General features: G+C 51.8%; 29 protein-coding genes and 1 pseudogene. 12 read left to right on the top strand and 18 right to left on the bottom strand.

Features of this window, described 5'->3' with window-relative positions:
* Positions 1 to 149: 149 nt before the first annotated feature.
* From OU421_RS02755 to OU421_RS02735, 5 genes are all read right to left on the bottom strand, one after another.
* Positions 150 to 3,260 (bottom strand): NosD domain-containing protein, encoded by a 3,111-nt coding sequence (locus OU421_RS02755; RefSeq protein ID WP_268187086.1) that lies wholly within the window; start codon positions 3,258 to 3,260, stop codon positions 150 to 152.
* Between the two features lie 250 nt (positions 3,261 to 3,510).
* Positions 3,511 to 3,711 carry a hypothetical protein gene (locus tag OU421_RS02750; RefSeq protein ID WP_268187085.1) on the bottom strand — a complete coding sequence of 67 codons (201 nt, stop codon included), beginning with the start codon at positions 3,709 to 3,711 and terminating at the stop codon, positions 3,511 to 3,513.
* Positions 3,712 to 3,795: 84 nt separating this feature from the next.
* Complete coding sequence (gene hepT, locus OU421_RS02745; RefSeq protein ID WP_268187084.1) at positions 3,796 to 4,200, bottom strand: type VII toxin-antitoxin system HepT family RNase toxin; 405 nt, start codon at positions 4,198 to 4,200, stop codon at positions 3,796 to 3,798.
* The gene (locus OU421_RS02740; RefSeq protein WP_268187083.1) at positions 4,197 to 4,658 is read right to left on the bottom strand and encodes a nucleotidyltransferase domain-containing protein; all 462 of its coding nucleotides are present in this window, start codon (positions 4,656 to 4,658) and stop codon (positions 4,197 to 4,199) included. The genes hepT and OU421_RS02740 overlap by 4 nt, the downstream gene beginning before the upstream one ends.
* A gap of 125 nt (positions 4,659 to 4,783) precedes the next feature.
* The gene (locus OU421_RS02735) at positions 4,784 to 5,104 is read right to left on the bottom strand and encodes a hypothetical protein (RefSeq protein WP_268187930.1); all 321 of its coding nucleotides are present in this window, start codon (positions 5,102 to 5,104) and stop codon (positions 4,784 to 4,786) included.
* Between the two features lie 37 nt (positions 5,105 to 5,141).
* On the opposite strand from OU421_RS02735, the gene OU421_RS02730 reads away from it, so the two are divergent.
* The 3 genes from OU421_RS02730 (at position 5,142) to OU421_RS13055 (ending at position 5,876) form a co-directional block, all read left to right on the top strand.
* On the top strand, positions 5,142 to 5,345 hold the full coding sequence (locus OU421_RS02730; RefSeq protein ID WP_268187082.1) for a hypothetical protein: 204 nt from the start codon (positions 5,142 to 5,144) through the stop codon (positions 5,343 to 5,345).
* A 97-nt stretch (positions 5,346 to 5,442) separates the two neighbouring features.
* Positions 5,443 to 5,664 (top strand): type II toxin-antitoxin system HicB family antitoxin, encoded by a 222-nt coding sequence (locus OU421_RS02725; RefSeq protein ID WP_268187081.1) that lies wholly within the window; start codon positions 5,443 to 5,445, stop codon positions 5,662 to 5,664.
* A gap of 89 nt (positions 5,665 to 5,753) precedes the next feature.
* Positions 5,754 to 5,876 carry a type II toxin-antitoxin system HicA family toxin gene (locus OU421_RS13055; protein WP_407659783.1) on the top strand — a complete coding sequence of 41 codons (123 nt, stop codon included), beginning with the start codon at positions 5,754 to 5,756 and terminating at the stop codon, positions 5,874 to 5,876.
* A gap of 230 nt (positions 5,877 to 6,106) precedes the next feature.
* Here OU421_RS13055 and OU421_RS02720 read toward each other — a convergent pair whose 3' ends face one another.
* The 3 genes from OU421_RS02720 to OU421_RS02710 all read right to left on the bottom strand — a co-directional run bounded on the left by OU421_RS02720 (position 6,107) and on the right by OU421_RS02710 (position 7,277).
* A complete protein-coding gene (locus tag OU421_RS02720; RefSeq protein ID WP_326493517.1) occupies positions 6,107 to 6,655 on the bottom strand; it encodes a hypothetical protein in 549 nt (182 codons plus the stop codon).
* 263 nt (positions 6,656 to 6,918) lie between these two features.
* Positions 6,919 to 7,131 carry a type II toxin-antitoxin system HicB family antitoxin gene (locus OU421_RS02715; RefSeq protein ID WP_268187079.1) on the bottom strand — a complete coding sequence of 71 codons (213 nt, stop codon included), beginning with the start codon at positions 7,129 to 7,131 and terminating at the stop codon, positions 6,919 to 6,921.
* Positions 7,131 to 7,277, bottom strand: a complete 147-nt coding sequence (locus tag OU421_RS02710; protein ID WP_268187078.1) for a type II toxin-antitoxin system HicA family toxin — start codon at positions 7,275 to 7,277, stop codon at positions 7,131 to 7,133. Before OU421_RS02710 ends, OU421_RS02715 begins: the two co-directional genes overlap by 1 nt.
* A gap of 404 nt (positions 7,278 to 7,681) precedes the next feature.
* Between OU421_RS02710 and OU421_RS02705 the strand changes: the two genes are divergently transcribed.
* From OU421_RS02705 to OU421_RS02695, 3 genes are all read left to right on the top strand, one after another.
* Positions 7,682 to 7,915 carry a hypothetical protein gene (locus OU421_RS02705; RefSeq protein ID WP_268187077.1) on the top strand — a complete coding sequence of 78 codons (234 nt, stop codon included), beginning with the start codon at positions 7,682 to 7,684 and terminating at the stop codon, positions 7,913 to 7,915.
* Between the two features lie 177 nt (positions 7,916 to 8,092).
* Positions 8,093 to 9,226, top strand: coding sequence for an ORC1-type DNA replication protein (locus OU421_RS02700; protein ID WP_268187076.1), 1,134 nt, complete (start codon positions 8,093 to 8,095; stop codon positions 9,224 to 9,226).
* 333 nt (positions 9,227 to 9,559) lie between these two features.
* A complete protein-coding gene (locus tag OU421_RS02695; RefSeq protein WP_268187075.1) occupies positions 9,560 to 12,436 on the top strand; it encodes a NosD domain-containing protein in 2,877 nt (958 codons plus the stop codon).
* 518 nt (positions 12,437 to 12,954) lie between these two features.
* On the opposite strand, the gene OU421_RS02690 is transcribed toward OU421_RS02695, so the two are convergent.
* From OU421_RS02690 to OU421_RS02680, 3 genes are read right to left on the bottom strand one after another with little or no spacing between them, the layout of a single operon-like run.
* Complete coding sequence (locus OU421_RS02690; RefSeq protein ID WP_268187074.1) at positions 12,955 to 13,221, bottom strand: hypothetical protein; 267 nt, start codon at positions 13,219 to 13,221, stop codon at positions 12,955 to 12,957.
* Entirely contained in the window at positions 13,218 to 13,577 is a 360-nt protein-coding gene (locus OU421_RS02685) for a hypothetical protein (protein WP_268187073.1), read from the bottom strand. The genes OU421_RS02690 and OU421_RS02685 overlap by 4 nt, the downstream gene beginning before the upstream one ends.
* Positions 13,567 to 14,052: a hypothetical protein gene (locus OU421_RS02680; RefSeq protein ID WP_268187072.1), complete on the bottom strand. Its 486-nt coding sequence runs from the start codon at positions 14,050 to 14,052 to the stop codon at positions 13,567 to 13,569. The genes OU421_RS02685 and OU421_RS02680 overlap by 11 nt, the downstream gene beginning before the upstream one ends.
* A gap of 302 nt (positions 14,053 to 14,354) precedes the next feature.
* Here OU421_RS02680 and OU421_RS02675 point away from each other — a divergent pair, with 302 nt between their 5' ends.
* The 4 genes from OU421_RS02675 to OU421_RS02660 all read left to right on the top strand — a co-directional run bounded on the left by OU421_RS02675 (position 14,355) and on the right by OU421_RS02660 (position 18,151).
* Complete coding sequence (locus tag OU421_RS02675; protein WP_268187071.1) at positions 14,355 to 15,056, top strand: uracil-DNA glycosylase family protein; 702 nt, start codon at positions 14,355 to 14,357, stop codon at positions 15,054 to 15,056.
* 317 nt (positions 15,057 to 15,373) lie between these two features.
* On the top strand, positions 15,374 to 16,300 hold the full coding sequence (locus OU421_RS02670; protein ID WP_268187070.1) for a restriction endonuclease: 927 nt from the start codon (positions 15,374 to 15,376) through the stop codon (positions 16,298 to 16,300).
* A 33-nt stretch (positions 16,301 to 16,333) separates the two neighbouring features.
* Positions 16,334 to 17,065: a hypothetical protein gene (locus OU421_RS02665; RefSeq protein WP_268187069.1), complete on the top strand. Its 732-nt coding sequence runs from the start codon at positions 16,334 to 16,336 to the stop codon at positions 17,063 to 17,065.
* Between the two features lie 108 nt (positions 17,066 to 17,173).
* Positions 17,174 to 18,151 (top strand): hypothetical protein, encoded by a 978-nt coding sequence (locus OU421_RS02660; protein ID WP_268187068.1) that lies wholly within the window; start codon positions 17,174 to 17,176, stop codon positions 18,149 to 18,151.
* A 390-nt stretch (positions 18,152 to 18,541) separates the two neighbouring features.
* Here OU421_RS02660 and OU421_RS02655 read toward each other — a convergent pair whose 3' ends face one another.
* The 3 genes from OU421_RS02655 to OU421_RS02645 form a co-directional block, all read right to left on the bottom strand.
* Positions 18,542 to 19,042 carry a DUF3368 domain-containing protein gene (locus tag OU421_RS02655; protein ID WP_268187067.1) on the bottom strand — a complete coding sequence of 167 codons (501 nt, stop codon included), beginning with the start codon at positions 19,040 to 19,042 and terminating at the stop codon, positions 18,542 to 18,544.
* Positions 19,023 to 19,283, bottom strand: a complete 261-nt coding sequence (locus OU421_RS02650; RefSeq protein ID WP_268187066.1) for a UPF0175 family protein — start codon at positions 19,281 to 19,283, stop codon at positions 19,023 to 19,025. Before OU421_RS02650 ends, OU421_RS02655 begins: the two co-directional genes overlap by 20 nt.
* A gap of 117 nt (positions 19,284 to 19,400) precedes the next feature.
* Positions 19,401 to 19,817, bottom strand: a complete 417-nt coding sequence (locus OU421_RS02645) for a hypothetical protein (protein ID WP_268187065.1) — start codon at positions 19,815 to 19,817, stop codon at positions 19,401 to 19,403.
* Between the two features lie 501 nt (positions 19,818 to 20,318).
* Here OU421_RS02645 and OU421_RS02640 point away from each other — a divergent pair.
* Positions 20,319 to 20,621, top strand: coding sequence for a nucleotidyltransferase family protein (locus OU421_RS02640; protein ID WP_268187064.1), 303 nt, complete (start codon positions 20,319 to 20,321; stop codon positions 20,619 to 20,621).
* Positions 20,605 to 20,859 (top strand): annotated as a pseudogene (locus tag OU421_RS02635) (HepT-like ribonuclease domain-containing protein); the annotation flags it as partial. The gene OU421_RS02640 and the pseudogene OU421_RS02635, both read left to right, overlap by 17 nt.
* Before the next feature lie 107 nt (positions 20,860 to 20,966).
* Here the strand turns inward: OU421_RS02635 and OU421_RS02630 are convergent.
* The 4 genes from OU421_RS02630 to OU421_RS02615 all read right to left on the bottom strand — a co-directional run bounded on the left by OU421_RS02630 (position 20,967) and on the right by OU421_RS02615 (position 23,083).
* The gene (locus OU421_RS02630; RefSeq protein ID WP_268187063.1) at positions 20,967 to 21,203 is read right to left on the bottom strand and encodes a type II toxin-antitoxin system HicA family toxin; all 237 of its coding nucleotides are present in this window, start codon (positions 21,201 to 21,203) and stop codon (positions 20,967 to 20,969) included.
* A complete protein-coding gene (locus OU421_RS02625; RefSeq protein ID WP_268187062.1) occupies positions 21,184 to 21,396 on the bottom strand; it encodes a type II toxin-antitoxin system HicB family antitoxin in 213 nt (70 codons plus the stop codon). Before OU421_RS02625 ends, OU421_RS02630 begins: the two co-directional genes overlap by 20 nt.
* 359 nt (positions 21,397 to 21,755) lie before the next feature.
* The gene (locus OU421_RS02620) at positions 21,756 to 22,709 is read right to left on the bottom strand and encodes a Fic family protein (RefSeq protein WP_268187061.1); all 954 of its coding nucleotides are present in this window, start codon (positions 22,707 to 22,709) and stop codon (positions 21,756 to 21,758) included.
* 146 nt (positions 22,710 to 22,855) lie between these two features.
* Complete coding sequence (locus OU421_RS02615; protein WP_268187060.1) at positions 22,856 to 23,083, bottom strand: hypothetical protein; 228 nt, start codon at positions 23,081 to 23,083, stop codon at positions 22,856 to 22,858.
* Between the last annotated feature and the right edge of the window lie 23 nt (positions 23,084 to 23,106).

Below are 23,106 nucleotides of genomic sequence, written 5' to 3'. Positions count from 1 at the left end.
CATAGAGACCTGTTCCGAATACGATTGTGCCCGGAAAAAGAAGGCCCGGGTATAGCCCCCTGTTTTAAAAAAAATGTTATATACCTGTCATGTGAGAGAACCGGTCAGTCTGAGCACACAATTGGAAAAAAGAGGAACGAAATGGGAAATTACCGCCGTCTGCCGGCACAGGCACATACCGCAAAGACCAGCAGTGCACCAAGAGCCCCCGTCACCGGGAAGGGCGTGGCCTCGCCGGGAGTGGGGGTCATTTCTGATGTTGCCGGTGTCTCCGGTGTCTCCTGAACGGTCGCGGTCGGGGAAACTGTGGTCGGGGAGACCGCCGTCGGTGCAGACGTCGCAACCGGCGTATCCTCAACTACCGCTGACCGGTACATCAGGATAAAGGAACTGAAATGCGTCACCTCTGCCGTCACCGTGCGGGTCGCCGCATCGACCGTCGTCAGGAGCGCCTCATACACACCGGTCTCTTCATTATAGTACGTCACCACGAGGGGCCGGCCGTCTGCCATCAGATCCGCCCACTGGGCCTCCGTGAAGGTAAAGACCAGATCAGCTGCAGGCGAGAAGGTCGCCCCGTCCGGGCTGCAGGTATAGGCATACCCCGCAAACGCAAACTGGCCGCCCGCACCGTCAGACGGAAGTTCGGAGGGTGCAATCGTCACACCCGTAAGCGGGTCTCCCTCACCATCGAGCGCGACAGACCCGGACGGGACCGTCAGCTCACCCGTACTGTCCCCTGCAAAGACCATGAGCTCCTGCAACACCAGCCCCCGGCTGTTCGTATACAGCGAACCGGTACCGGTCGCCACCGCCGGGGCAGACCTGCTGTCATCGTCCCCGTCCCCATACGGATGGACAGAGATCGCATCCGGACGCGTCAGCTCACTCTCTCCCGCAGGGCCTGTCACATTCAGCGTCACCGAATAGAGGCCCGCCGTTTCATAGATATGCTCCGGGTGCTGCAGCTCAGAGGTCGCCCCGTCCCCGAATGACCAGGACCAGTTCGTGATATTCCCGGTCGAGGTATCGGTAAACGTGACCGTCAGGGGGAGATCTCCCGTCGCAGGGGAGAAGGTGAAATTCGCCACCGGTGTCGGATCAACATAGAGGTGCAGCGGCAGATAATCGGTGTTGTTTTCATTATACGCAAACGGTTCGGTGCAGAACCCGTCGCCCCGGTCGGGCGTCACCTGTGACCAGCCGGTCCCGTTTGGTGTCGCCCAGTAGTTGCCGCCCAGGAACGGGCCGCCGACGATATTCGTCCCGGCCGTTTTGGTCACGTTCCAGTCGTTATGGAATTTGGCCTCCGGTTCTGCAAGGGCAGGAGGAACAATCTCCGGCCCCCAGAGCGGCCCGAATTCATAGGGCTCCTCTGCCTGCGATCCCGTGAGGTAGAAGGCATACAGGGGCACATCGCTTTCAATGTAGTTGTTCGAGAAGAGATTGTCCGAGCAGGGGCCACTGCCGGGCGCCTCGGCATTGTTCAGGATAATGCCGACAAAATTATCCTCCGTATTGATGATCGTATTATTCAGGAAGACGTTATTGCAGGCGCCCAGCAGATTCACCCCCACCCTGTTATCCAGGATGCAGTTGTCCCGGAACGTCAGTCCGCTGGAGAGGCCGAGAAGAATCCCCCGGCTGTTGCCCGTAAAGGTATTATTCACGAGATCAATGCCATACGCGGTCGCGTCCATTCCCGCCACACCCTGATCGCTCCCAATCATGGAGCCTTCAAAGAGGTTCTCAGAGATCGTGACCCCATCCGGGTCCCCGCAATGAATCACCATGCCGCTGTCCATATAGCCGGAGAAGGTGTTCTGGGTGATGAGCGTGTTATCGTTGTCACCGACCCCCATCGCAAAGAACGACTCGTTGAAGGTATTCTCCCGGATGACCGAATCAGACGAGTCGATGAGCATCATGCCGTTGTTCGTCTCCCGGAAGGTATTGCCCGTGATGGTGAGGTCACTGCACCCATAGATACCGGCCCCGAGTCCGGCATTTGCGATGGTGCAGTCCGTGACCTGGATATCCGATGAACTGAGCGCGAGGAGCATCGCAATCTCCTCACCATTCAGGGAGACACCGTTCGCTGCTTCATAATACCGCACCGGCCGGCCGTCAGCGGTATTGGTGGTGTCGAAGGTCAGGTTCGGGAGGAAATTTGGTCCCGGCGCATACCAGAAGCCATACGGGTCCACATTTGTGACAGTGTTGCCGGAGATAACGGAGTTTGTGACCACCTCCAGGTTCACTGCACACATCCCTTTCGTTGCATCAACCGTGGCGTTCTGCACTGTGTTCCCCTGTATCAGGAAATTGTCCAGATACTGCAGATATATCCCATCGGCACCCTCATACGAGTCTTCAACCAGATTATCCTCGAAACGCCCGTCTGCACAGTATTCGATCATGATATTGGCATTGAGAGATTCTGAGCCGCTCACATGGTTCCCCACAATGGTCACGTTCGTTGTCGGATAGGGCAGTTCGTCTTTTACGTGACCGATCACGAGAATCCCTTCACACTCGCTATTCCGGACCGTATTGTCCGCAACCGTAATGCCGTGAACATATGACCCCATACATAAAATCCTGATCGACCCGCCAATGAATGTGGTATTGGTAATCTGAGGCCCGAAAGAAGAGGTCTCGTTATACTTGGCCCAAAATCCAATTCCGGCTTCTCTTTCTTCATCGTTTCGCACGATGACAGCTGAGTCACGGAGGACACATTCAGGGACATCGTTCGTCAGGATCCCCATCGCACCACTCGTTTCAAGGGTGCACCCGTCAACGAGGAGCCCGGCAACATCCCCGGCGAGGATGACCGGGTCGCCCGTGTACGCCGGGTCATGGCCGGTCATATTCAGGGTGTACAGGGAGAGGTTGTTCCCGCCGACCCACACATCCCACCGTTTACCGGTGGTTATCCGGAAGTTCTCAAGAATGATGTCATCCGCCGTTATCCGGACCGATGCATATGCATCCGCCTTTCCTACCGCAGGGGTCCCGTTCACCCCCCGTATCGTGAGGGTCTTATTCACGTCGATTGCCTCGGCATACGTACCGGCAGTGACGAGGATGGTGTCACCTGCGGTGGCGTTGTCGATTGCCGCCTGAATGCCCGTATAATCACCGTCCGGACCGACGGTGATCGTCGCGGCCATCGCCGGAGTACAGATGCAGAGAATAAGGATAATTCCCGGGAGAGTAAGCAGGGCGCCCCTGCTGTGCGGATGCCTGTTTGTCATGATTCATCACCTAAATACGTCCGTGTGGCGTTTTGGACTTAAATAGGTATCTTCCTGTTTTTAGAACAGATATAGAAATTCACAATCGTCAATTCAGGCCTGTTCGAATACGATTGTGCCCGGAAAAAGAAGGCCTGAGCATGGTCACCTGTGTCTATATAATGACATTTTTAAAAACCTGTCCCATATTCCGGTATCATACCGGGAAACAATAGAAGAACTCGTATTTCAGGAAATACCAGAATGTAAATCACTGTTCAGTCTCACAGATATCCGCAAAATCAAAGGAACACGGAGCCGGTATCGTATCCGCATCGGTCGCTGCCGGATTGGATGCGCCCTGCGTTCTGATGGAAGTGTTGTCTTTTGCCGTGTGAAAAGCCGTGAAGAAATCTATTCTCTTGTTCCATAATCCCTGATAATACGTCTCCCGTTTTTGCAGTTTTTCCACGGATGCAACACAAGAACGGAAAATGAAGAGCAATTGGGAGGAAATAGTATGCAATCCGACAGGCATGCGGCAATGAAATCGCCACTACGAGAGGTGCTTCCGTATTACTTCAGCAAAATCTTCAACGAAAACCAGATCCCGCTGCAGAATCGCATAAATCTGTTCTAAATCCAAATCCCAGTATATATGGACCAGAACATTGCGAAACCCGGCCAAAGCTGATAATTCTCTTGCGAGGGGGTCGGGGAGAATCCCGTTTTTGCCAAGGATCTCAAACGTCTCCCGGTATGTTGCAGGCTTTTGAAGCCGCTCCTCTGCAATAATGTCGGTTGCCACATCAATTGCCGACTGAATTGCAACCATCATTGCATGAAAGACCATATTTCGGGTATCGCGACTGGAAAAAAAGTCTTCCCGTGGGATGGATTGATACCGCTTCCAGTCATTCGCTGCATCCTGCAACTCCTGCATATGATGAAGAACTCTCATTCTCTCACCGGTGCGAGAAGCATTTTGTCCATCCTGTCAAAGAGGGGTTTTTGATCAAGGTATCCTGACATCACGCCAGCTTCAAAGTCAATCCGGATGTTCTCGTCACGGACAAAAACCGCCATGCCTGTTTTCACCACTTCATACTGAAACAGAACAGGTGCACCATTGAGTATCCGGCAATCGACCTCGAATCTCGGTGTAATGGATTGCTCAAGGCCGGATGCGATGTCCATGGCATACCGGAAGGATTCATAGGGTTCCCTCTCTCCGGAGACAAGCAATCCGATGTCAATGTCATGAAAATCATTCCGAACAGGGAACGAACCGTAGAGATATCCAAGCAACAGATCATCTACGCCGGAGAGATATGTCGTGATCTGACTGATGATCCGTTCTTTATCCGAATCGGTCAGATCCTGTTTTATTTCCCCGATCCGGGAATCTCCAAAAGACATCGTGATTACACCTGGTATGTAGGGATTAGGTGGAATACATATAAAAGCAGCGCCGGTTTTTTCTCCATCACCGATGCCTGGCAAAACATCCGTGTCTTTCGTCCGGCATCATCTGTCTGCCTCGATCATCCTGATACAGTTCTTCTCTTTCCTGTCTCCATTTCGTGATGTTCGAATGATAGTGCCGGATGATGCTCCGGCTTCTCGTCGGCCCATGCCTCAACGGTGGCCCGGATGGCGTCATCCGCGTAGGATGAGATCCGCACCTTGTCGCGGCTGAGCGTGACATAGTACGTCTCGCCGTTTGCGTCGTGGCACTTCAGCTTACGCGAGGTGGTGTCCAACCCTCGTATCGCGGGACAGGGTGCCGCGAAGGGGACTATGGATAGTATCGCATGAATTCTTCTCCCGTAACGATTCCCCCGGAGACAACATTTTACATCCACTGTGTCTTACATTAACCACAAAGGAAGGCAGACGAACATGTTTGATATAAAACCTCAGTTCATTGTTTCGGATGATAATGAGCCGGTGAGTGTTATCCTTGATATTCAGACATTTCATAAGATAGAAGCAATCATCGAAGATTATGGTCTCGACAGGTTCATGGACGAGGCAGATGATGATGAACCCCTCTCGGTTTCAGAAGCCCGTGAATACTATACAACCCTGAAAAAGAAGGCCTGAGCAAGGTAATGATTGAACAGGCTAAAAAATTCTTCTAATTACTAAGAAATTTTATGGTATGCTGAATGATATTATTACAAAGAACGGGAGAAAAATTATGCAAAAACAGCTGACGGCTATTATTGAAAAGGAAGACGATGGCTATGTTTCATTCTGCCCTGAATACGACATTGCAAGCCAGGGCAGTACAGTAGAAGAAGCCCGTAAAAACCTTCATGAAGCTTTACAGCTCTTTTTTGAAACCGCATCCCCGCAGGAGATACAGTCACGGTTCCACGGAGAGATTTATATCACACGGATGGATGTGGCTATTGGCTAAACTTCATGTATTATCGGGAAAGGAAGTCTGCAATATTCTCTCAAAACATGGTAACTCTCTAAGTAAGACAGAAAGGGAGCCATATAATAATGCAGAAAAGCATTCCTGGTTCAACAATTACCGTTCCTGTTCCAAACCATAATGAAATTCGTAGTGGTACACTGCAATCAATCATAAGACAGTCCGGAATTCAAAGGACTGAATTTGAGTGATGTTTTCCGGCAACCATTCTGATTTAAAAAATATTATCAGCGGCTTTAAAGGGTATCAGAGACTGTTTCGCCATGAGAATAGTAAACAGCGAAAGTCAGTTTTGGCCGGTTTTTTCAGAGCCTCAACCCCTGAGAATTTCTGATTTCGCACTCCTGATACGATAAAGAAATTCATAGATTTAGAAAAACAGGGGGTAACCCCCTGCCTCACAAAGCCGGCACAGGCCGTTTCAGGAAAGTTCCGGCTTCCCGTCGGCCCATGTCTCAACGGTGGCCCGGATGGCATCATCCGCGTAGGATGAGATGCGGACCTTTGAGCGGGAGAGGGTCACGTAGTAGACCTCCCCGTTCGGGTCGTGGCACTTCAGCTTGCAGGAGAAGGTGTCCTTTGCGGTGTCGCGGGACTGCGTTCCGCCGATTGCGGTCGCAAGGTCGTCGTCGGCCATCACATGGGAGGCAGCGGTCCCGAAGGCGGTGACGGTCGGCGACCGGACGGATACCTCTCCGATGGTATCGGCCTCGAGGTTCTCGTAGATGACCTTTGCCGTGTAGCGCTCCTGGGAGCGGACGACGGGGTCAATGGTCACTCCCTGCTCCTCGTATGAGGTGCAGCCGAAGGGGTTCGTGTCGATGATGTCCTGCACGAGGACATCGAAGGTGGTGATATCGGCGATGGGGACGGAGAGGTCCCGCACCGCACTCTTGGTGTTGGTTGTCTGGATAAAGTCAGCCATTTTCTGGCACTCCTGCCAGCCGAGGTCCCGGGATGCGACTGACATACTAACATATTACTTTGGGTAATATTAACGTGACTTAACATTGGATGGAATTCAAAGAAAATGCGGCGGTGTGAAAGTAAAAGAAGAATTATACGGGCGTAAAAATGATCCCGGCGCACCGGCGGAATCCATCGGTTCACTGCACCATTATCATCGCCGCACCGGGGTGAATCAATTCCGAAAAAATAGACGAACATTCGGTCTCTGGTTCCGGGAAATGTGCATCCGGGAACAATATGAAGAGCAGAAGGAATCTGTCCTGCCTAGCGGACCGCTATATAAATGGCTGAAGATCGTGACATGGGTACCGGAAATCCATCCTCTCTCAGACCTTCGATATGGAGTTCAATGGCTTCGTGCATTCGCTCTTCTGCCTCCTCGCGGGTCGCTCCGGTAGCCACACATCCTGGAAGATCAGGGGAGTATGCAGAATAGTTGCCGTCAGTCTTTTCAACAATAACCAGAAATCGATTCATTATCCATTCTCTCCTTTAAGACCTGCCTGTTTTAGTATACTGTTCAATGTTCCCGGTGCAAGAACATCTGCCGGGTGTCCGGCAATGGTGATTCTGCCAGGCTTTGCCGGGTGTTTATACTGCTGGTGACTACCCCTGGTAACCACAAGATATCATCCGTCTGCCTCGATCATCTTAATGCAGTCCCTCACTTTCATTTTTTCTGTTACTCCATTTCGTGATGATCGAATGACGGGAAATCGTGATGCTTTGGGTAGCATCATAGAGAATCACTCTTTAGATGGTACTATGAAGGCACGTACATATTAATTTGCTCCTGTACGGTGATTCATTTGATAAGGATGGAGCATGTGATGAAGGGATAAGAAAACTGCATTATGCTGATTCAGTCTGCCTGGTTTCTCCATCGCTATAAAAGATTGGGACAAACTCCACACTTCTGCCAGTCCCTTCCAGCAGTGCAAATGCCATAGATCAATATTACCATAAGTAATACTTATCCCCCGTCCTCACCGATTCTATGCACAGAACATACGGAGACAAAAAGAACATGAAGGATGATCTGACTGCAACAATCATCGAGACGCACCGCGATGTCAGATGGATCTGCCGGACGCTCGAAGAGATGAAAGAGACCGATGCCGACTTCGAGGGCCGCCTCCGTGACCTCGAAGGGTGGCGGGCCGAAAAAGCCGGGGCAGAGCGGCGGATGGGCGGTGTCTGTGCCGGACTCAGCGGGGTCGTCGGCGGAGCGGTGGCGTGGATGTTCCAGTGGATCGGATAAATAATTGACCAATTTCGCTATATAACTGAAAATGCTGCCCGTATGTCCATGAAAAAAACACTATTCAAACCCATTACAGCAATACGGGAATTTTTCAGGAAATACGCCGCCCGTTAAAAAATACTTTCGCCCTCCCCCCAGCCTTCCTTAAAATGCACCCTCTCTCATCTTTCCTATATGCAACAGAATATTTTGATGTCCGATGAAACGCTCTTCAGGGACTGCAGCATCTTTGACGGTGAACACACACCGGAACAGTTCCGGTTCCGCGACACCCAGCTCTCCCGGATTGCAGAAAATATCCGGCCCGCCTTCCACGGAGCCCGCCCCCTCAATATGATCCTCAGGGGACCGCCGGGTACGGGGAAGACCACGTCTGTGAAACAGGTTTTTGGAGAGATTGAGGGGACAACCCGGAAAATAATCCCGGTGCTTGTCAACTGCCGGAGGAACCAGACCGAATACCGGGTCTTTCGCAGGATATACGAGGCGGTATTCCACCAGAAACCCCCGGTATCCGGTGTCTGTGTCCAGAGTCTCACGGAAACCCTCTGCGGGGAACTCTCTGCGAGAGGCGCCGTCCTCCTCATCTGCCTGGACGATGCGAACTTCATCTTCCATGACAACCTGCTCGAGAAGGTGCTTGGCACCCTGCTTCGGCTCTATGAGGAGTATCCCGGCATCCGGACAGGCATCATCGTGACCGTGAGCAATATCGACATCCCTGTTGCCGGTCTCCTCAGTCCATCGGTGGTCTCGGTCTTCCAGCCGAACGAAATATACTTCCCGCCCTATGGGGAGGGGGAGGTGCGGGCCATCCTCCGTGACCGGGTCCGGGCGGGCCTCTACCCGGATGTGGTGTCCCCGGAGATCCTGGACAGTATCGTTACGGAAACGATGCGGTGCAGCGACCTGCGGATGGGCATCGCTCTTGCGAACCGCTCGGTATTGCGGGCTGAATCCGCCGGACGCCGTTCGGTCAGTGCGGCTGATGTCGTCGCATCCGTTCAGGAGGCAGAGAACCAGCACCTCAAATCCATTGTCCGGACACTCAGGGAGGACGAACGGAACATGCTGGGCGCCATTGGCACGCTATACCAGCAGACAGGGGAGGAGATGATCTCAGGCGACCTCTACCGGGCACTGCAACCGCAGGTACCGATGTGCTATACCCTCTTCTTTGAACGGCTGGAGAAGTTCCGCAACCTGGGGCTCATTAAGACATACCGGCCCCCGAAGCGGGGAAATACCCGCAGGATTGTGCTGCAGTACGGCAGCGGGAGGGTCAGGGACGTGTGCAGTGCCCGGTAACAAACGAGATCGCTTCGCATCTCCCCTGTTCCCCTTTCCGGATGAACCGGGGCACGGGTTACCGATGTGCCCGCTGCAGGAATATATCCCTCTTTGTCTGCATCCCCGCCGGGTTCGCCACAGCGGTTGTGCGAAATACCCGCACCGCCATCCCTCACCGTGATGGACCGGGTGGTGGTGGTCCGGTACATGTTCCGGATGGGCATGTTCATTTCAGTTTCCTGTTATCTATATTTTAAAGCCTTTTTGAACGAAATGCCTGCCATTTTGGGATTGAATGCCATCCCCTTTTTGAAGCAACATTTTTATGCGATAGGACGAAATGACCTCAGCATGATTAAACCGACGAAGGTCGTCGCCACTGTGCTGATGATCGCATATTGTACGCTCCTTCTGGTGGGATGCGTAGCAGGAGACACCATGCAATCATCTCCTCCGGCACAGGTGAATCTCGGCATGATCTCCGCTGCCGGCTCTCTCCAGATACCTTCCGCCGGGGACGCGATCCCGTTCACTGCCCCCGGCATAATCGACAGCCCCGGACAGTATCTGCTCACGAACAACCTCACCAACGCCAGTGTGGATACCGGCCTATGGATACAGTCCTCTGATGTCTTCCTTGACGGCGGGGGGCACATTCTCGATGGGGTATTGACTCAGAACACAACCGGTATCCTGGCGCAGAACCGTACCACGGGACTCAGTAATATCACCATCACCAATCTCTCGGTGAGCGGCTGGGGGGCCGGCATCTGGATAACCGATGTGGAGGGTGCGGCGCTGTGGGAGGTGCGGGCCCTTGGCAATCAGGGCGGCTTTGGCATCGCCGACTCCCCGAATGCCACGATTCGGGACTGCACCGTGACCGATAATGTCCCGCTGGCAGACGGAGGGGTCTTCTTCGGCGGCAACGGCATTACCGTCACGAACTCCCCGAACACACAGGTCCTGAACACGAATGTCAGCCATAACGGATGGGGCGAAGAACTCCCCTCTGTCGGCGGGACCGGCATTCTTTCGCATGGCAACAGCGGGCTCATCGTCTCCGGCTGCACGATGAACGGGAACGTGAACACCGGCCTGTGGAACGAGAATTCGAACGATTCGCAGGTGCAGGGCAACCAGATCCACAATAACGAGGGCAACGGAGGAGTCTTCATGACGGGCTCGGTGCTTCACCCGGCGATGAACGGCAGTATCACGGCGAATACCATATCCGGGAGTGAATGGGGCATATGGATCATGAGAAACGACTACTACGTTGCAGACAACACCGTGAGCACCTGCGGCTATGGCATCCTGATCGATACCAGCCAAAATGCAACACTGACAGGCAACGTGATGCATGACAACGATCTGAATTTCTGCGTCGACGGGAACCAGTACGAGAATTATCTGCATCAGGTCGACACCTCCAATACCGTTGACGGCAAGCCAGTCTCCTACCTCGTCAATGTGTCCGGTGCGGTTGTCGACAGCGCCATTAATGCGGGAACGGTCTATGGGATAAACGCAACGGATCTCGTCATCCGGGACCTTTCCCTGGAGAAAAATGAGAACGGGATATTCCTGCTCTCGTCCGACGGGGCGTCCATCCAGAACGTGATTGCAGAGCAGAACACCAACGGATTTGTTCTTCTGGGGAGTGACGACGTTCGTATTGAAACCTCGGCTGCCAGCGATAACACCCAAAACGGAATCCTGATTGAAGACTCAGACAGGGTGCGGATTGTCGGAACGGACGCTCTCCTGAACAGGGGGCCGGAGGGTGCCGGGACGGGAATCGCCGCTGAAGACTGCTGGGACCTGTCACTTCAGGCGGTGAACGCCAGCAGGAACAATTTTGCCGGTATCGATGTGGAAGAGAGCAGTCTGGTACAGCTGGTCAATGTGACGGCGGATGACAACGGCGTCGTCGGACTGATCCTCGGGGGCAATTCTTTTACAGTCACCGGGTGCTCTGTCCGGGGGAACGGGGATGTCGGAATCGGAATGTACGATACCACCAACGCAACATTCTGGAACAACTACTTCTTCAACGAGATGAATGTCGACCTCACCCAGGGCCTGGTCACCGGTTCATTCTGGAATGTATCCAAGACTCCCGGCCCGAATATTGTAAACGGCCCCTTCATCGGCGGCAATTACTGGGCGAAACCGGACGGCACCGGCTGGTCGCAAATCACTCCGGACCGCGGCGACGGGTTCTGCAACGCGTCGCGTGTCATTGACACATACAACACGGATTTCCTTCCGCTCACCTATTATGTCAGCCCCGACCCGGTGGCCAATTTCACTGCCGAACCCGTCACCGGGACTGCTCCTCTGCGTGTCGGGTTCACTGACACGTCGACCGGGAACATCACGAACTGGTCCTGGTCCTTCGGGGACGGGCTGACCTCCGTTCTGCAGAACCCGGAGCATATCTATGAAACGGCGGGCCGCTATTCGGTAACCCTGAACGTAACGGGCCCCACCGGCTATAACGAGCTGATCCGTGCAGACCTGATCACGGTGATACCATCCGCCGATGACGGGGACGACAGTGGGTTGGGGGCAAGGTCATACGATGATGTCGGCGCCCTTATGACCACCGCAAAGGGGTATGTCGTTGCACCGGTTGATGTTGAGGCCGACGATGCCATCGGCAAACTGACGGTCCCGCGAGGTGTGGTGGCACTCGACGAAGACGGGGAGCGCCTCAGTGAAGTGGGCATCACCGCAGTCGCTGCGCCATCCCCCGGAAGGAGGACCAGCTACTCTCTCGCCGGATACGCCTATGCGTGCGAACCCGATGGTGCGACGTTCTCGCCTGCCATTGATCTAATCTTCACCTTTACCGAAGGGGAATGGGCCGCCCTCATGGCAACCGGCCAGCCGCTGGTGGTGATGTACTATAATGAGGAGAGCGGGTCCTATGAGAATGTCGTGACTACGGTCGACGCTGCGAAACGGACGGTAACGGCCCAGGTGACCCACTTCAGTATCTTTGCGCTGATGCAGCAGGTGGCGCCGGATACCGGCCCCACTGTCCCTGCCACCACTACGCCGGTGGCCACGCCAACCGAGTCTCCTGTCACCCCGGTCCCCCCTCTGCCGACCACGGCGGTGCCGACAGCCACGCAGTCAGGAATGGATTTCCCGGTTGTGGGTATGCTTCTCATGGTTGCGGTGCTCGCGGTTGCCGGTGGCCTCTTCCGCCGGAGATGACGCAGGGAGGATACCTGAACGGTGCGAAAGATGAAAACGGGGGCCGGTTTCCTCCGTATGAAATCCCATTTTTCGTATCACCGCACCCCCACTCCCGGGTTCCATTCCCGGACAAGCCGGGCATAGCACGTCTCACAGATCGCTGCCCGCTGTGCTTTTGACTGGTACACGGCCGGCCCGTCACCACAGACCGTGCAGTGCCCGAGGGAGACGGATGAACGCTTAAAGTCCCGGTGGTCAGGGATGCCGGGGAGGAGGAGGGTGCGGCCCCCGGTTTTTGGTTCTTGTCTTCCACACGTTTCCCCGGTGTTCCACTTTGTCTTCCACTCGTTCTGTGCCGTTTCTGATGATTAAACTGAATTTCGTGGACGAACTGGCGTGGAAAGAGTTTGAGTTCCACTTTCCGCCGGATCATAGATACCCCCGTCCCCCTTCCTACCCGAACCCTGATTGCTGAATGATACCCGAATTGAGTGGAAGACTCCTGTAGTATCTGTACATATCTCTCTATTATTATCCTATTTACCTGAATGATCGTCAATATGCGCATTTTTTTGAGTTCCACTTTTTGCCGTTTTCGGGTGGAAGTGAGGTGGAAGAGTGGAACTCTTCGTGTCACTGTCATCTCCCGCATGCCCGTCATCATCTGCACTGTCATCCGCATCGTCAATGCGCCCGGCGTTGAAGTTCGGGGTGTCGCAGTGGACGATGTCGTCTGAGAAGAGGGCGTCCCGGATGTCCTGTGTCCGGGCCGCCCGATTCCCTGCCTGGCTGTCCGGCGTCACAGGAACCCCCCGGCAGTGTTTGGCACGGCGGGGAAGAGGGGTGCGGAGACGGCCTCCCCGCGGGCGACCTGCTGGAAGCTCGCGAAGGGTATTGCGAAGTGGCCCGCCCGTGTGGTCGCGAGGACGGCCCGGCCCGAGGCGTGGACGGTGATGTGGCCGTCGATGACGGTTTCAGGGACGACAGCTCCGCAGGAAGTGCCTGTGTCCGTCTCATTTGTCCGGGTGAGAGGGACACTCTGGCCGTAGAAGAGGAGGGTGTGGATGTCGTCCCGCGTGAGGGAATAGGTCTCTTCTGCAAGAGAGAGGGAGAGTGTCCCGCCTCCTGCCAGTGCGAGCGTGCCGGGTTCAGGCTGCATGGGGTTCACCTGCGTCACGTGCATTCCCTTCAGCACCTGCATCGCCTGCGTTCCGGCCCGGTTGCGGAGAGGTGGTTTTAGTCTGCCTTGTTCCCCGCACAGGTTCCTGCACAGTTCCCTGCTTTTTATCCTGTTTCGGGTTCTGTTTCGGGTTCTGTTTCGGGTCTTGTTTTTGGTTTCGTTTCTGCGTCTTTTTTGCCGCCTTTGTGAGGGTGATCGCGTAGACGTGCTGGCCGGTCCGGCGGACGGTGATCGCAGAGATCTCTCCGCCGTGTGTGTGGATCTCCGAGGAGATGGTCTGCGGGACGAGGTAGAGGGGGACGGGGCCTGCCTTGATGGACTTTCCCGCATTGTCCGTGGTGTTTATATTTCCTGCCGCTGATTGTTTTTTGGCAGTTCCCGACATTTCACTGTTGGCGCAGGGTTGTGTGGTGGGGCTGCCTTCCTGGTTGTTGTTCTGTTCGGTTTTTCTCATGGTGTTACCACCTTTCGTGTGCACGAGTTTTTCCTGTGCACATATACAGGGTTGGCGAAGGAGTATATGAAGAAGAACCACGTGTGGTGAAAGGGGATTTTTTGTTTTGTTGGGGAGATTGGATTTTTGGGATTTGATTTGGAATTGGGTGGCTTTTTGTGGGTATTTTATGTGTGGTTTACTTTCGTTTGGTATGAAAGTGAAGGGTGAGAGAGGTTTTTGGGGGGATCAGATTGAATCAGAGGATTGTGGAATAGGAGTGACGGAAAAGTACATGCTCACCAATACCAATCTCTGATGCAATGGTGTTTGATGAGCATTTTCATGCATTCACGAAATTAACCAAATCGGATGCATGCCCGGATACATGTGAATGCAAAGAGCTCATTGATATTCCCACGGTATGGGTTCCTCCCCCACAAAAGCACCCGTTCGCAGGAATCATCATATCACGGGACCCGACCACCGCATTTATTCCCTATTATACCGAAGCACAATCAAAGGATCTCTCTTTATGGCGGGAACACCTGTTCGCCACGAATGCCATCCCCCAGTGGACTTTTCAGCGAATTAGTGAGTTCAACAGGAAATATATGGATGGTGCACTATCTGAAGGTGAGCTGGAAACATTCAGAAAGACACTCTGTCATTCTGTCTACTGGACGCATCTTCACAAATGTTGCACGGATAAACGAGGAGAGGATTCATTAAAGTTCAAATGGAAAAATGCCTTCTGCTGTGCAGACCGGTGGCTGAAATCCGAGATTGAACTCGCTGGCCGTGAAGATGTCCGGTTTATTATCGCTCTCGGAAAGGATGTTAAAAGGTGGTTTGAGAAGAAGGGGGATGACCTTCCTGTGGGGCAAGGCATTCGGGTGTATCATCTTCCTCATCCCTCCCGTGCCAATATGGGATCCTGGAACCCGAAGGATGTGGAGGTGCAGCTGGCACTGGGGGAGAGGATTAAGGAGCTTGTGTTGCGTTGTCAGGATATTTTTGAATAGATATGGGATTTTAATAACCCACAATTTCAGTAGAATTACTATATTTAGCCAGATTGATATGTAATTGATGAGTCAATTGAGGTAATGAAGTAAGGGCGGCATAATAATATAAAATGTAAAAAATTAACATATTTAAATGGGTGGATGAACCATTTATGCATGTTTTGTATGCTAAAACAGAATGTAATGGGGACAACAACCCAAAAAAGAGTAATTGTCTAAAGCTTGTTGAATTGTCATATTTACCACTATTGAAGAGCAAATCGTTGATGATTTCCTACCATTAACATTTTATTACTGTATTTCAAGAGGGAATTATGGAAAAAGCACAAGCACGAGGTTATGTGTTTGAGGTAATTATTCAAAGATTGTTGGAACGATCGGATTATTTTAATGTTATCAATGGAGAAATAAGAGGACGTGGAGCAAAACATCAAATTGATGCGTATGGTATATTTTCATATCCAGTTCCATTTGTCCATCCGATAAGGATTATATCTGAAGTAAAGTGTTATAGAAAAAATAAAGTCAAATTAAACCATATTCGCAATTTTGTAGGTGTATTAAAGGATATTTCAGAAAACTATTTCGTCAATCCAGGTTTAGGGGTAAACTCCTTAAATAGGTATAATGATGCTGGATGCTTTTTTAGTGCAACTGAATTCACTTTAGATGCACAGACTTATGCATGGGCACATAATATTTTCCTGATATCATTCAATAAGGTGCCATGGATTGAAAATATCGCAGCAGAAATTGATTCTTTTGTTAAATGTTATTATCCCAGTCTTTCGAATATTTCGAAAAATGATTTGGTTACATATGCAGAATGCATGCTATTCGAAGAATGGAGCGAAGATAATTCATATGAAGAATATTATCCTGGGCAAAAAAAATTACGAAGCCTCATAGAAGAAGTGAGTTTGAATATTGGAATTTTAAATAATGCATATCCGGTAATTCTTGCTGGTAGGTGCGGTTGGGATAAAAGGCTAAATATACAAGATATCGGTGATTTAATATATAATGCCGAGAAAAAAACCCCTTCTTTCATTGATAATTCAACATTTCATTTAATGCTTGTAAATGATGAAGTAGTATTTAGCATTCCAAGTTATATTCTTGATAATCTAAATTCACAAATGAATCAGTCCGGATTAAATCCAAAAGAGTTCTACATTGATTTGCCAGTATATTCTCAAAATAAAGTTCGAAGGATTGTCAGAATAAATATCGATGCATAAAAGTTTTCTACCCATTTTTTGTTTAGGAAATCCATGACCCTTTCACATAATCACATCGATATCATCAACAGATTCCTTCAGGAACAGGACATGCCTGATCTCTATCGGTCATATACCTGGAAAGGAGATACCTGGGAAAAAGGATTCCCGGATCTCTTTCGACTGGAAGTACTGTGTTCGCAGGCAGCGGAGGCATACTCGCTCAATGAGAATCACGTGATGGAGATCGCGAAATGGGGGAGCCTTCCCAATACCAAAACGATCTCATGCCCGGACCCGGTACGGATAACCCTCTATATCGATGGCAAGCCGGCCTTCTGGCTGGAGAAAGAGCCCGAGAACGCGGTATGTATCCTTGGATGCCAGGTCAGTGGATTCGGACCCACCTATTGCAGTAAGATCCTCCACTTTGCCGTTCCTCAGGTATTCGGGGCCATTGATACACGCCTCGTCAGGGTCTTTGGCACCGGAGATGCCGATTGTGGGGGCCGCTATCAACTCCTTGATTTATCTGTTGCTCTATCGGGAAACCGTTGGCAGATTCCCCGGGATCAGAAGGTCTGGCCCGGAGAATATGGGACATGGATTCAGATTCTTAATCATATCGCGAGAACTCTGAACAGCGACAGCATACTCTGTCCCCATCCACCACAATATCTGCAATCCGGGCTACGTGAAGAGGGACAATGGCTCCCGGCAGACGTGGAAACGGCTCTGTTCAGCTATGCATCACAGGTGGTGAAAGAGCTGAAAGATAAGGCATGAATTGTTTGGGGAAGAAAATCCCGGATTTGGTATCACTATCCCCTCTGAATTCTCCATTCCGACCAACACCCAAAAACCCTATTACCCATCCCATTGAATCCCTCATCAATGAGAAAACCCCGGCAGAATACCAAACCCCCTGGAGGTCCCTCTCCTCCCTCACGTACCGCCGTCACCCCTGATGACACCCGGAACAACCCTCATCCGCCCAAACCATTCCAGATTCCCGTCGCTCAGGAGACCCAAAACCCTGCAGCAGAAGACCCGTCCTCTCCCTGGCTTGCCACCATCACCCTCGACAATGCCCGTGAAGGAATCTACTCACCCAAAACCCGCCTCGCCACCGTCTCTCAGGTGATCCGTGGCCTTGCAACGGAAGGCTACCCATCCAGCGGGGTCATTCTCTTTCCGGGCGGCTGGCTCGACGCCGGGGATGGTATTCCCGATACAGCATACTGCAAATGGGCAGCGGATTCCCTCATGCCCGCCCTGCGGGGAACGGGCCACACCATCTGTTTCGGCATCGACGGCGGGGCTGACGCAGACGGTTTTGCCCGTGACCAGCTGGCCCTTGCTGTCCGTGACGGGGATGGCCTCTGTGCAGTCGCCCGGAAATTCGCTCCCTCACCGCAGGAAGAAGGGCATGTCACTCTCTGCGAGGATTTCAGGAACGGGGAAGCAGGGTATCCCCGGACCTTCACCCACCGGGGGAAGACCTACTTCCCGGCGGTCTGCTATGACAGCTACGGCATCAGCCATGGCGCCGGGCCGAATCCCGGTGTGGACGCCGTTCTGAACTGTGTCCATTGTTTCTACCCAAAGGGACAGGGGCCGTCCGGGGAGACATATTTCGCCAAACACGGGTTTGCCGGGGCTGCAAAGCGGTGGGGGTGCCCGGTATTCGGGACGGCAATCTTCTATGGAAGAAGGATGCCGCCACGGTGGCCAACGGGAGTCGCGTGGACCTGTGGTGAGAAGAGCACTGCAAGGTGGCGGTATGATGAAAATCCGATTGCTCCTGCCGATTCCTTTGGTATGATGACGGATGAGGGACTGATCACAGTGAGGGTCTTTGACGGGGAGTAGTGAATTCCTCGCAAAGGTTCTGCATATGCGGATTCCGATTTTCTTCTTTTCATTTTTGGGGAAATCCGTGCTTTGGCAAATAGTCGCATAAATTGCGCATAAATTGCTCAAAAATCGCCTCTCGTGGTCGGGAAAACACACCTACATAGACGCCCGGAGAGGGCAGATCTTGCCCTCAGACATCCCATACATCCTCCCAAAAATGCAGTGATTTGCACTCCCATAATATTCCTTGTAAATTAGTTAATAGTTAAAATAACGCGCAATATGGAGTTATTTCTGATGGATTTCAATACTGTCTGAAAGAACGTCAATTTGGGCCTTTTTCCCATAATATCAGGTGAGGAGAGATACTTTTCCTGCCTGGTGTGAACCTGACCAGTACCTATCTCAATCCAGTGACTGCTCCCAATCGAGAATACGTTCATACAATTTGTCGTGAATCCAGAACCCACCCTGGTTTCTAAGTCTGTCCATCTCATCCCTGAGAGAATCAATCTGCCCTTCTTTTTTCCCCTGCATCAGAAGACCAATTATTCCGGTGATTGGAAGATCGTAAAGTCCTGCGATACGGCGGGCATCCGATTCATCGAGTATCAATATGTCCGGCTTTGTTTCAATGGCAAGGACAATACTCTCTGCCTCACCCGCGTGCAATTCCTGTTTAAGAAGATTCACTAAATCACGGTTATTCGGTTCTATTACGGTAAGCCATCCGGATTCACGGGCATGTCTGATTGTTGACACACCCGGACGTGAACCTCCTTCTTCAACGACTTCACGCCATACTGCAGGAGGAATAGCAACCGATGAAAACCGCCTGAGGAGAGAAAAACGGTCAATCCATGAAAGATGGATGAGAGGCGAGGAGTTACTGACTGCTCGTGGCATAGAGAATATCCTGTTCGAGTTCATCCTCTTCATAATGCCGGCGAATCTTCCGATCGCCCAACAATGCCTCCCATTCCCACCGGGGCAGCCCTGCAAGATCACACGCTTTCCCGGATGATAGGATGCCACGCTGGTAAAGTGCCAGGGCGAGTTCCTGCTGAAGTTCCGCCTGCACGGTATCAGGAGGCAGACGGAGCGCCTGGACAATATCGGAAGGTACCATGATCGTTATATCTGACATTGGTTCACTCACCTGATGAATAGGGATGGGTGAACCGGGCATATAATACCAGCGCAGGACACAAATCCCCCAGTGGCAAATGGACCCGGTAATAGTATTCAGCCGGTATCTCACCATTCATTCAACCCCAAACACAGAATCTACCATATGTTTCAAATCCCCATACGAAACCGCCTCACAAACCTCTTCAATCCTCGAAAGCGCCACCGATTTCTGCTCCCCGAATTGTTCCTCGATGACATCTGTCGCAAGCACATAGAATTTCCAGAGCGATGTATCGAGGACATCTTCATGGCGTTCCTCCTCTCCCGTAAAAAGACAGAACACATAGCAGTCAGCACACCGGCAGGGATCGTCCGGGACATAGGTATTGGTTGTAGAGTCCCACCGGAGTTTTTTCGCAATATCGAACTGAATCTTTGAGGGCCGTTCCTGATACCAGCTCTGAACGTAGGCAGAGGACTTCACCTCGATTCCAGCCCCATGGTAGAAGAGATCACAGCGGTCCCATTCTATCCGGGGGGTATCAAGCACACCGAGGGCAGCACCGACCAGATACTCAGCGAAGACAGATCGGTTGGTGTTTGTCAGGATATTGGAATACGCTCACGACCAGTAATCACTGACCGTGTGATTCTCAAGTCCTGCGATAGGATGGGCGGGATTGAGGCGGTTTTTCATGTGTATCGCCACTAGATATGGAGATCATGGTTGTTTTACCTGATAAGAGATTGGGGAGAGTGGTACATTCCCTCACCTGATTCTCCCCTGAAATCTGTTGAGGTTCCGGATATACACCGGAAGGGTGTTTTTCCATAATATACACAGATTTCCGGCATTGATCGGTTTTCCAATGAGAATTACATATTAGTCGTGAAGGACGCAAAGACGCCACGGGGATAAGCAGAAACACCATGGGTTTTCATCCATAGTGGGCAGAGGTATCCGAACCGGGATAGAATCGACACCCAACGTCAAACCACAACCGGGAAAAGCGTTATCCGAAATGGGGAATAAGATGAGTATGAATAGTCAATGCTCACAGCAGAGGATATCCTTGGAGAACTCGCGGGAAACGAGAAGCGGATCAGAGACCTTGGGGTCAGGCGTTTGGGGCTGTTTGGCTCCTTTGTTCGTGATGAAGCGCGTGAAGAGAGCGATATTGATATTCTGGTCGAGTTTGTTGAAGGAGGGCGTTCTTTTGACACATATATGGACCTTAAATTCTTCCTTGAAGATCTCTTCAGAAGAAAAGTAGACCTTGTCGACCGTGATACGATAAAACCCGCACTCAGACCATATATCCTCCGGAGCGTCAGATATGCCCCGGGATTATAATCTCTATCTCCAGGATATTCCGGAGGCTGCAGAAAGAATACAGCGGTATACACACGGGATGTCCTTTGAAGATTTCAGTGAGAATGACCTTGTGCAGGATGCAGTGATACGAAACCTCATGGTCATCGGGGAGGCCGTCAAACTCATTCCGGTGTCCCGAAAAGAAGAGCATCCGGATATATCATGGAGAAAGATTGCAGGACTGCGGGATATTCTCATCCATGCATATTTTGGAGTGCATACTGAGATCCCCCTCAGAATAAAAAGAAAAATGACAGGCATTCAGGCTGCTAGGGGGATTGGCGGCAGAATTTTTTCCCATGTGTTACTATCAGGAACAGACAATCAGATATGTCGGATGAAATCGTCCGGATCGATTTTTGCCAGTTTCAGGATTCCACGAAGGGTGCCTACCTTGATCTCTTTGTGCAGTGGGACAACTGTCCCGACCTTTCCTTCGGGTGTCTGTTTTGAGAGGCGCACATGGCTACCCGATTGACCGCTTACTGCGAAACCGTATTTTTTTGAGAGTATTTTTATCACTGTCTCGCCTGAGACAGGTTTACGCCCTGACACACTCATTAACCTCGAATGTTGTTATGATGGGGCGTCTTTGTTCTGCAAGTGGGAATTCAGCAAGGTACAACTCAGTGGCTTCCCTGAGGTTTGCTACGGCCTCTTCCACAGTATCTCCCTGGCTGACGGTACCCACCTCCGGGCATTCTGCGATGTACATATCATCTTCCGCGTAGAGTACCGCTGTGAATGTCTTCATGATATCACCAATATCATATCATCTTCCTTCATAGAGATAATATTGATTGAACTATTTGTCCGGGATGGCTGGATTGATTTTTTCCTTCGGGAGGCAGCATGCCAGGCAAATGAGAATGCCGGAACCGCAAAGAAAATTTTTGCATTGTATTCAGGTATCATAGATACATTCCTGAAATGCTGCAATCGAAATATTCGGTTCAGGTGATTGATGCTCTCTTTTTCCGGCCATATTTACCATTCATGATTTTGTGGAGGATTCTGGTATCCCCTGCCTCAACCGCCGGACGGCAGGAACGTCCCCAATTGGTATCAGAACCCCATCCCCCCGTCTCCATACCCGCCGCTCTGATCACCCACTCACCGCTCGTCGTTTTCATATCCTGCGAGGTATCTGTCCAGCGCCCGGCGTGAGGTATACCATGTATGTTCCATCTGAACCGCATCAAGCACCCCCTGTTCTGCCCGGTGACGCAAATATTCCGGTGAATACGCTGAATATGGTGAATCCTCTCCAAGATTCTCCGCGATATCCTCTACCGGCATCAGCTCATCCTCCCCGCCATATGCCGCAAGCGAGAGGGTCAGGCTTTCATCCACAGCTTTTGCGAGGTAATCGGAGAACGGGCCGATGTCTCCGGCATCCGCTGCTTTTATGAGCTGGGTATAGCGTTTCCGGCTCTCTTTTTTTAGTACGACCGGGGGATACGTTCGTTCCATTAAATACAGGCAGGTACAGAGGCGTCCGACCCTGCCATTCCCCTCGGTGAACGGATGAATATCACCAAACCCGTGATAGAAATAGGCCGCAGTTTCTATCGGGTGCAGGCGGCTGTTTCGCACCGTTACCAGGAGCTGGTTCATGAGCTTCATTACCTCCGTCCAGTTGGGATGGGCCTTTGCGGCGGAGGCGGCCCTGATATTCGTCCTCCGGTATTTCCCGGCATCATCCGGTTCTGCGCCGGTAACAACCGCATGAATCGCCTGAACTGTGGCATGGTCTATCGCTGCCCCCTCGTTTGCGAGTGTCTCCATCCGTTCAAAGGCGGTTGCCGTATTCATCGCGTCACGATGCTCCTGAAGGGATTTTTCTTCGATCGTCTCGCCTTCGGTTACAACGGCACGCGTCTCTGCAAGCGTGAGGGTATTTCCCGCTATCGCATTGGAATAATACGTATGCAACAGCTTTTGCTCTTCATGCAGTTTTTGGCTCTCATCTGCCGGAAGAGGAGGCATAGAAAAAGAGAGCTCCCTTTTTTCTTCGATACGCAGCAGCAGCTTTGGCTGTATCGTATTGGTACCGGTATTGCCCATGTGGTAGATTATCCGATAGCACACCATAAAATCTGTTGCAATTGGAAAGAGACGGCATGTATCAGAGACCGCTCATCAGGGAAAAAACCGCATGTCGGTATACCAGGAAGCTATCTCACACCGCGAAACCCGACCACAATCACTCCCTACTCCGCAAACCGGAACAGTCCCTTCGGGATATGAATGACGAACCGGGCCCCCTGCCCTGCCACTCCCATCTCCTGAATCGAGAGACCGGTAATCGAGAGAATTTCACGGGAAAGGAAGCGGCCAAGGCCCGTGTGCTTGAAATATTCCCGCCGGAATATCTTCTCCTTCAGGGCATCGTGGATGTATACATGCTTTAAACCCGTTTCAACGGACAGCGGTGCCACATCCGAATTGCCCTGCAGCCGTA

It is taken from the genome of Methanogenium organophilum, assembly GCF_026684035.1.
GTDB lineage: Archaea > Halobacteriota > Methanomicrobia > Methanomicrobiales > Methanomicrobiaceae > Methanogenium > Methanogenium organophilum.
This window is presented reverse-complemented; position numbering and strand designations above follow the sequence as displayed.

Excerpts from the sequence above, each read along its gene's own strand:
- OU421_RS02755 (WP_268187086.1), bottom strand. The coding sequence starts at position 3,260 with ATGACAAACAGGCATCCGCACAGCAGGGGCGCCCTGCTTACTCTCCCG.
- hepT (WP_268187084.1), bottom strand. The coding sequence starts at position 4,200 with ATGAGAGTTCTTCATCATATGCAGGAGTTGCAGGATGCAGCGAATGAC.
- OU421_RS02740 (WP_268187083.1), bottom strand. The coding sequence starts at position 4,658 with ATGTCTTTTGGAGATTCCCGGATCGGGGAAATAAAACAGGATCTGACC.
- OU421_RS02730 (WP_268187082.1), top strand. The coding sequence starts at position 5,142 with ATGTTTGATATAAAACCTCAGTTCATTGTTTCGGATGATAATGAGCCG.
- OU421_RS02725 (WP_268187081.1), top strand. The coding sequence starts at position 5,443 with ATGCAAAAACAGCTGACGGCTATTATTGAAAAGGAAGACGATGGCTAT.
- OU421_RS13055 (WP_407659783.1), top strand. The coding sequence starts at position 5,754 with ATGCAGAAAAGCATTCCTGGTTCAACAATTACCGTTCCTGTTCCAAAC.
- OU421_RS02720 (WP_326493517.1), bottom strand. The coding sequence starts at position 6,655 with ATGTCAGTCGCATCCCGGGACCTCGGCTGGCAGGAGTGCCAGAAAATG.
- OU421_RS02715 (WP_268187079.1), bottom strand. The coding sequence starts at position 7,131 with ATGAATCGATTTCTGGTTATTGTTGAAAAGACTGACGGCAACTATTCT.
- OU421_RS02705 (WP_268187077.1), top strand. The coding sequence starts at position 7,682 with ATGAAGGATGATCTGACTGCAACAATCATCGAGACGCACCGCGATGTC.
- OU421_RS02700 (WP_268187076.1), top strand. The coding sequence starts at position 8,093 with ATGCAACAGAATATTTTGATGTCCGATGAAACGCTCTTCAGGGACTGC.
- OU421_RS02695 (WP_268187075.1), top strand. The coding sequence starts at position 9,560 with ATGATTAAACCGACGAAGGTCGTCGCCACTGTGCTGATGATCGCATAT.
- OU421_RS02685 (WP_268187073.1), bottom strand. The coding sequence starts at position 13,577 with ATGCAGCCTGAACCCGGCACGCTCGCACTGGCAGGAGGCGGGACACTC.
- OU421_RS02680 (WP_268187072.1), bottom strand. The coding sequence starts at position 14,052 with ATGAGAAAAACCGAACAGAACAACAACCAGGAAGGCAGCCCCACCACA.
- OU421_RS02675 (WP_268187071.1), top strand. The coding sequence starts at position 14,355 with ATGGTGTTTGATGAGCATTTTCATGCATTCACGAAATTAACCAAATCG.
- OU421_RS02670 (WP_268187070.1), top strand. The coding sequence starts at position 15,374 with ATGGAAAAAGCACAAGCACGAGGTTATGTGTTTGAGGTAATTATTCAA.
- OU421_RS02665 (WP_268187069.1), top strand. The coding sequence starts at position 16,334 with ATGACCCTTTCACATAATCACATCGATATCATCAACAGATTCCTTCAG.
- OU421_RS02660 (WP_268187068.1), top strand. The coding sequence starts at position 17,174 with ATGAGAAAACCCCGGCAGAATACCAAACCCCCTGGAGGTCCCTCTCCT.
- OU421_RS02655 (WP_268187067.1), bottom strand. The coding sequence starts at position 19,042 with ATGCCACGAGCAGTCAGTAACTCCTCGCCTCTCATCCATCTTTCATGG.
- OU421_RS02650 (WP_268187066.1), bottom strand. The coding sequence starts at position 19,283 with ATGTCAGATATAACGATCATGGTACCTTCCGATATTGTCCAGGCGCTC.
- OU421_RS02640 (WP_268187064.1), top strand. The coding sequence starts at position 20,319 with ATGCTCACAGCAGAGGATATCCTTGGAGAACTCGCGGGAAACGAGAAG.
- OU421_RS02630 (WP_268187063.1), bottom strand. The coding sequence starts at position 21,203 with ATGAGTGTGTCAGGGCGTAAACCTGTCTCAGGCGAGACAGTGATAAAA.
- OU421_RS02625 (WP_268187062.1), bottom strand. The coding sequence starts at position 21,396 with ATGAAGACATTCACAGCGGTACTCTACGCGGAAGATGATATGTACATC.
- OU421_RS02620 (WP_268187061.1), bottom strand. The coding sequence starts at position 22,709 with ATGGGCAATACCGGTACCAATACGATACAGCCAAAGCTGCTGCTGCGT.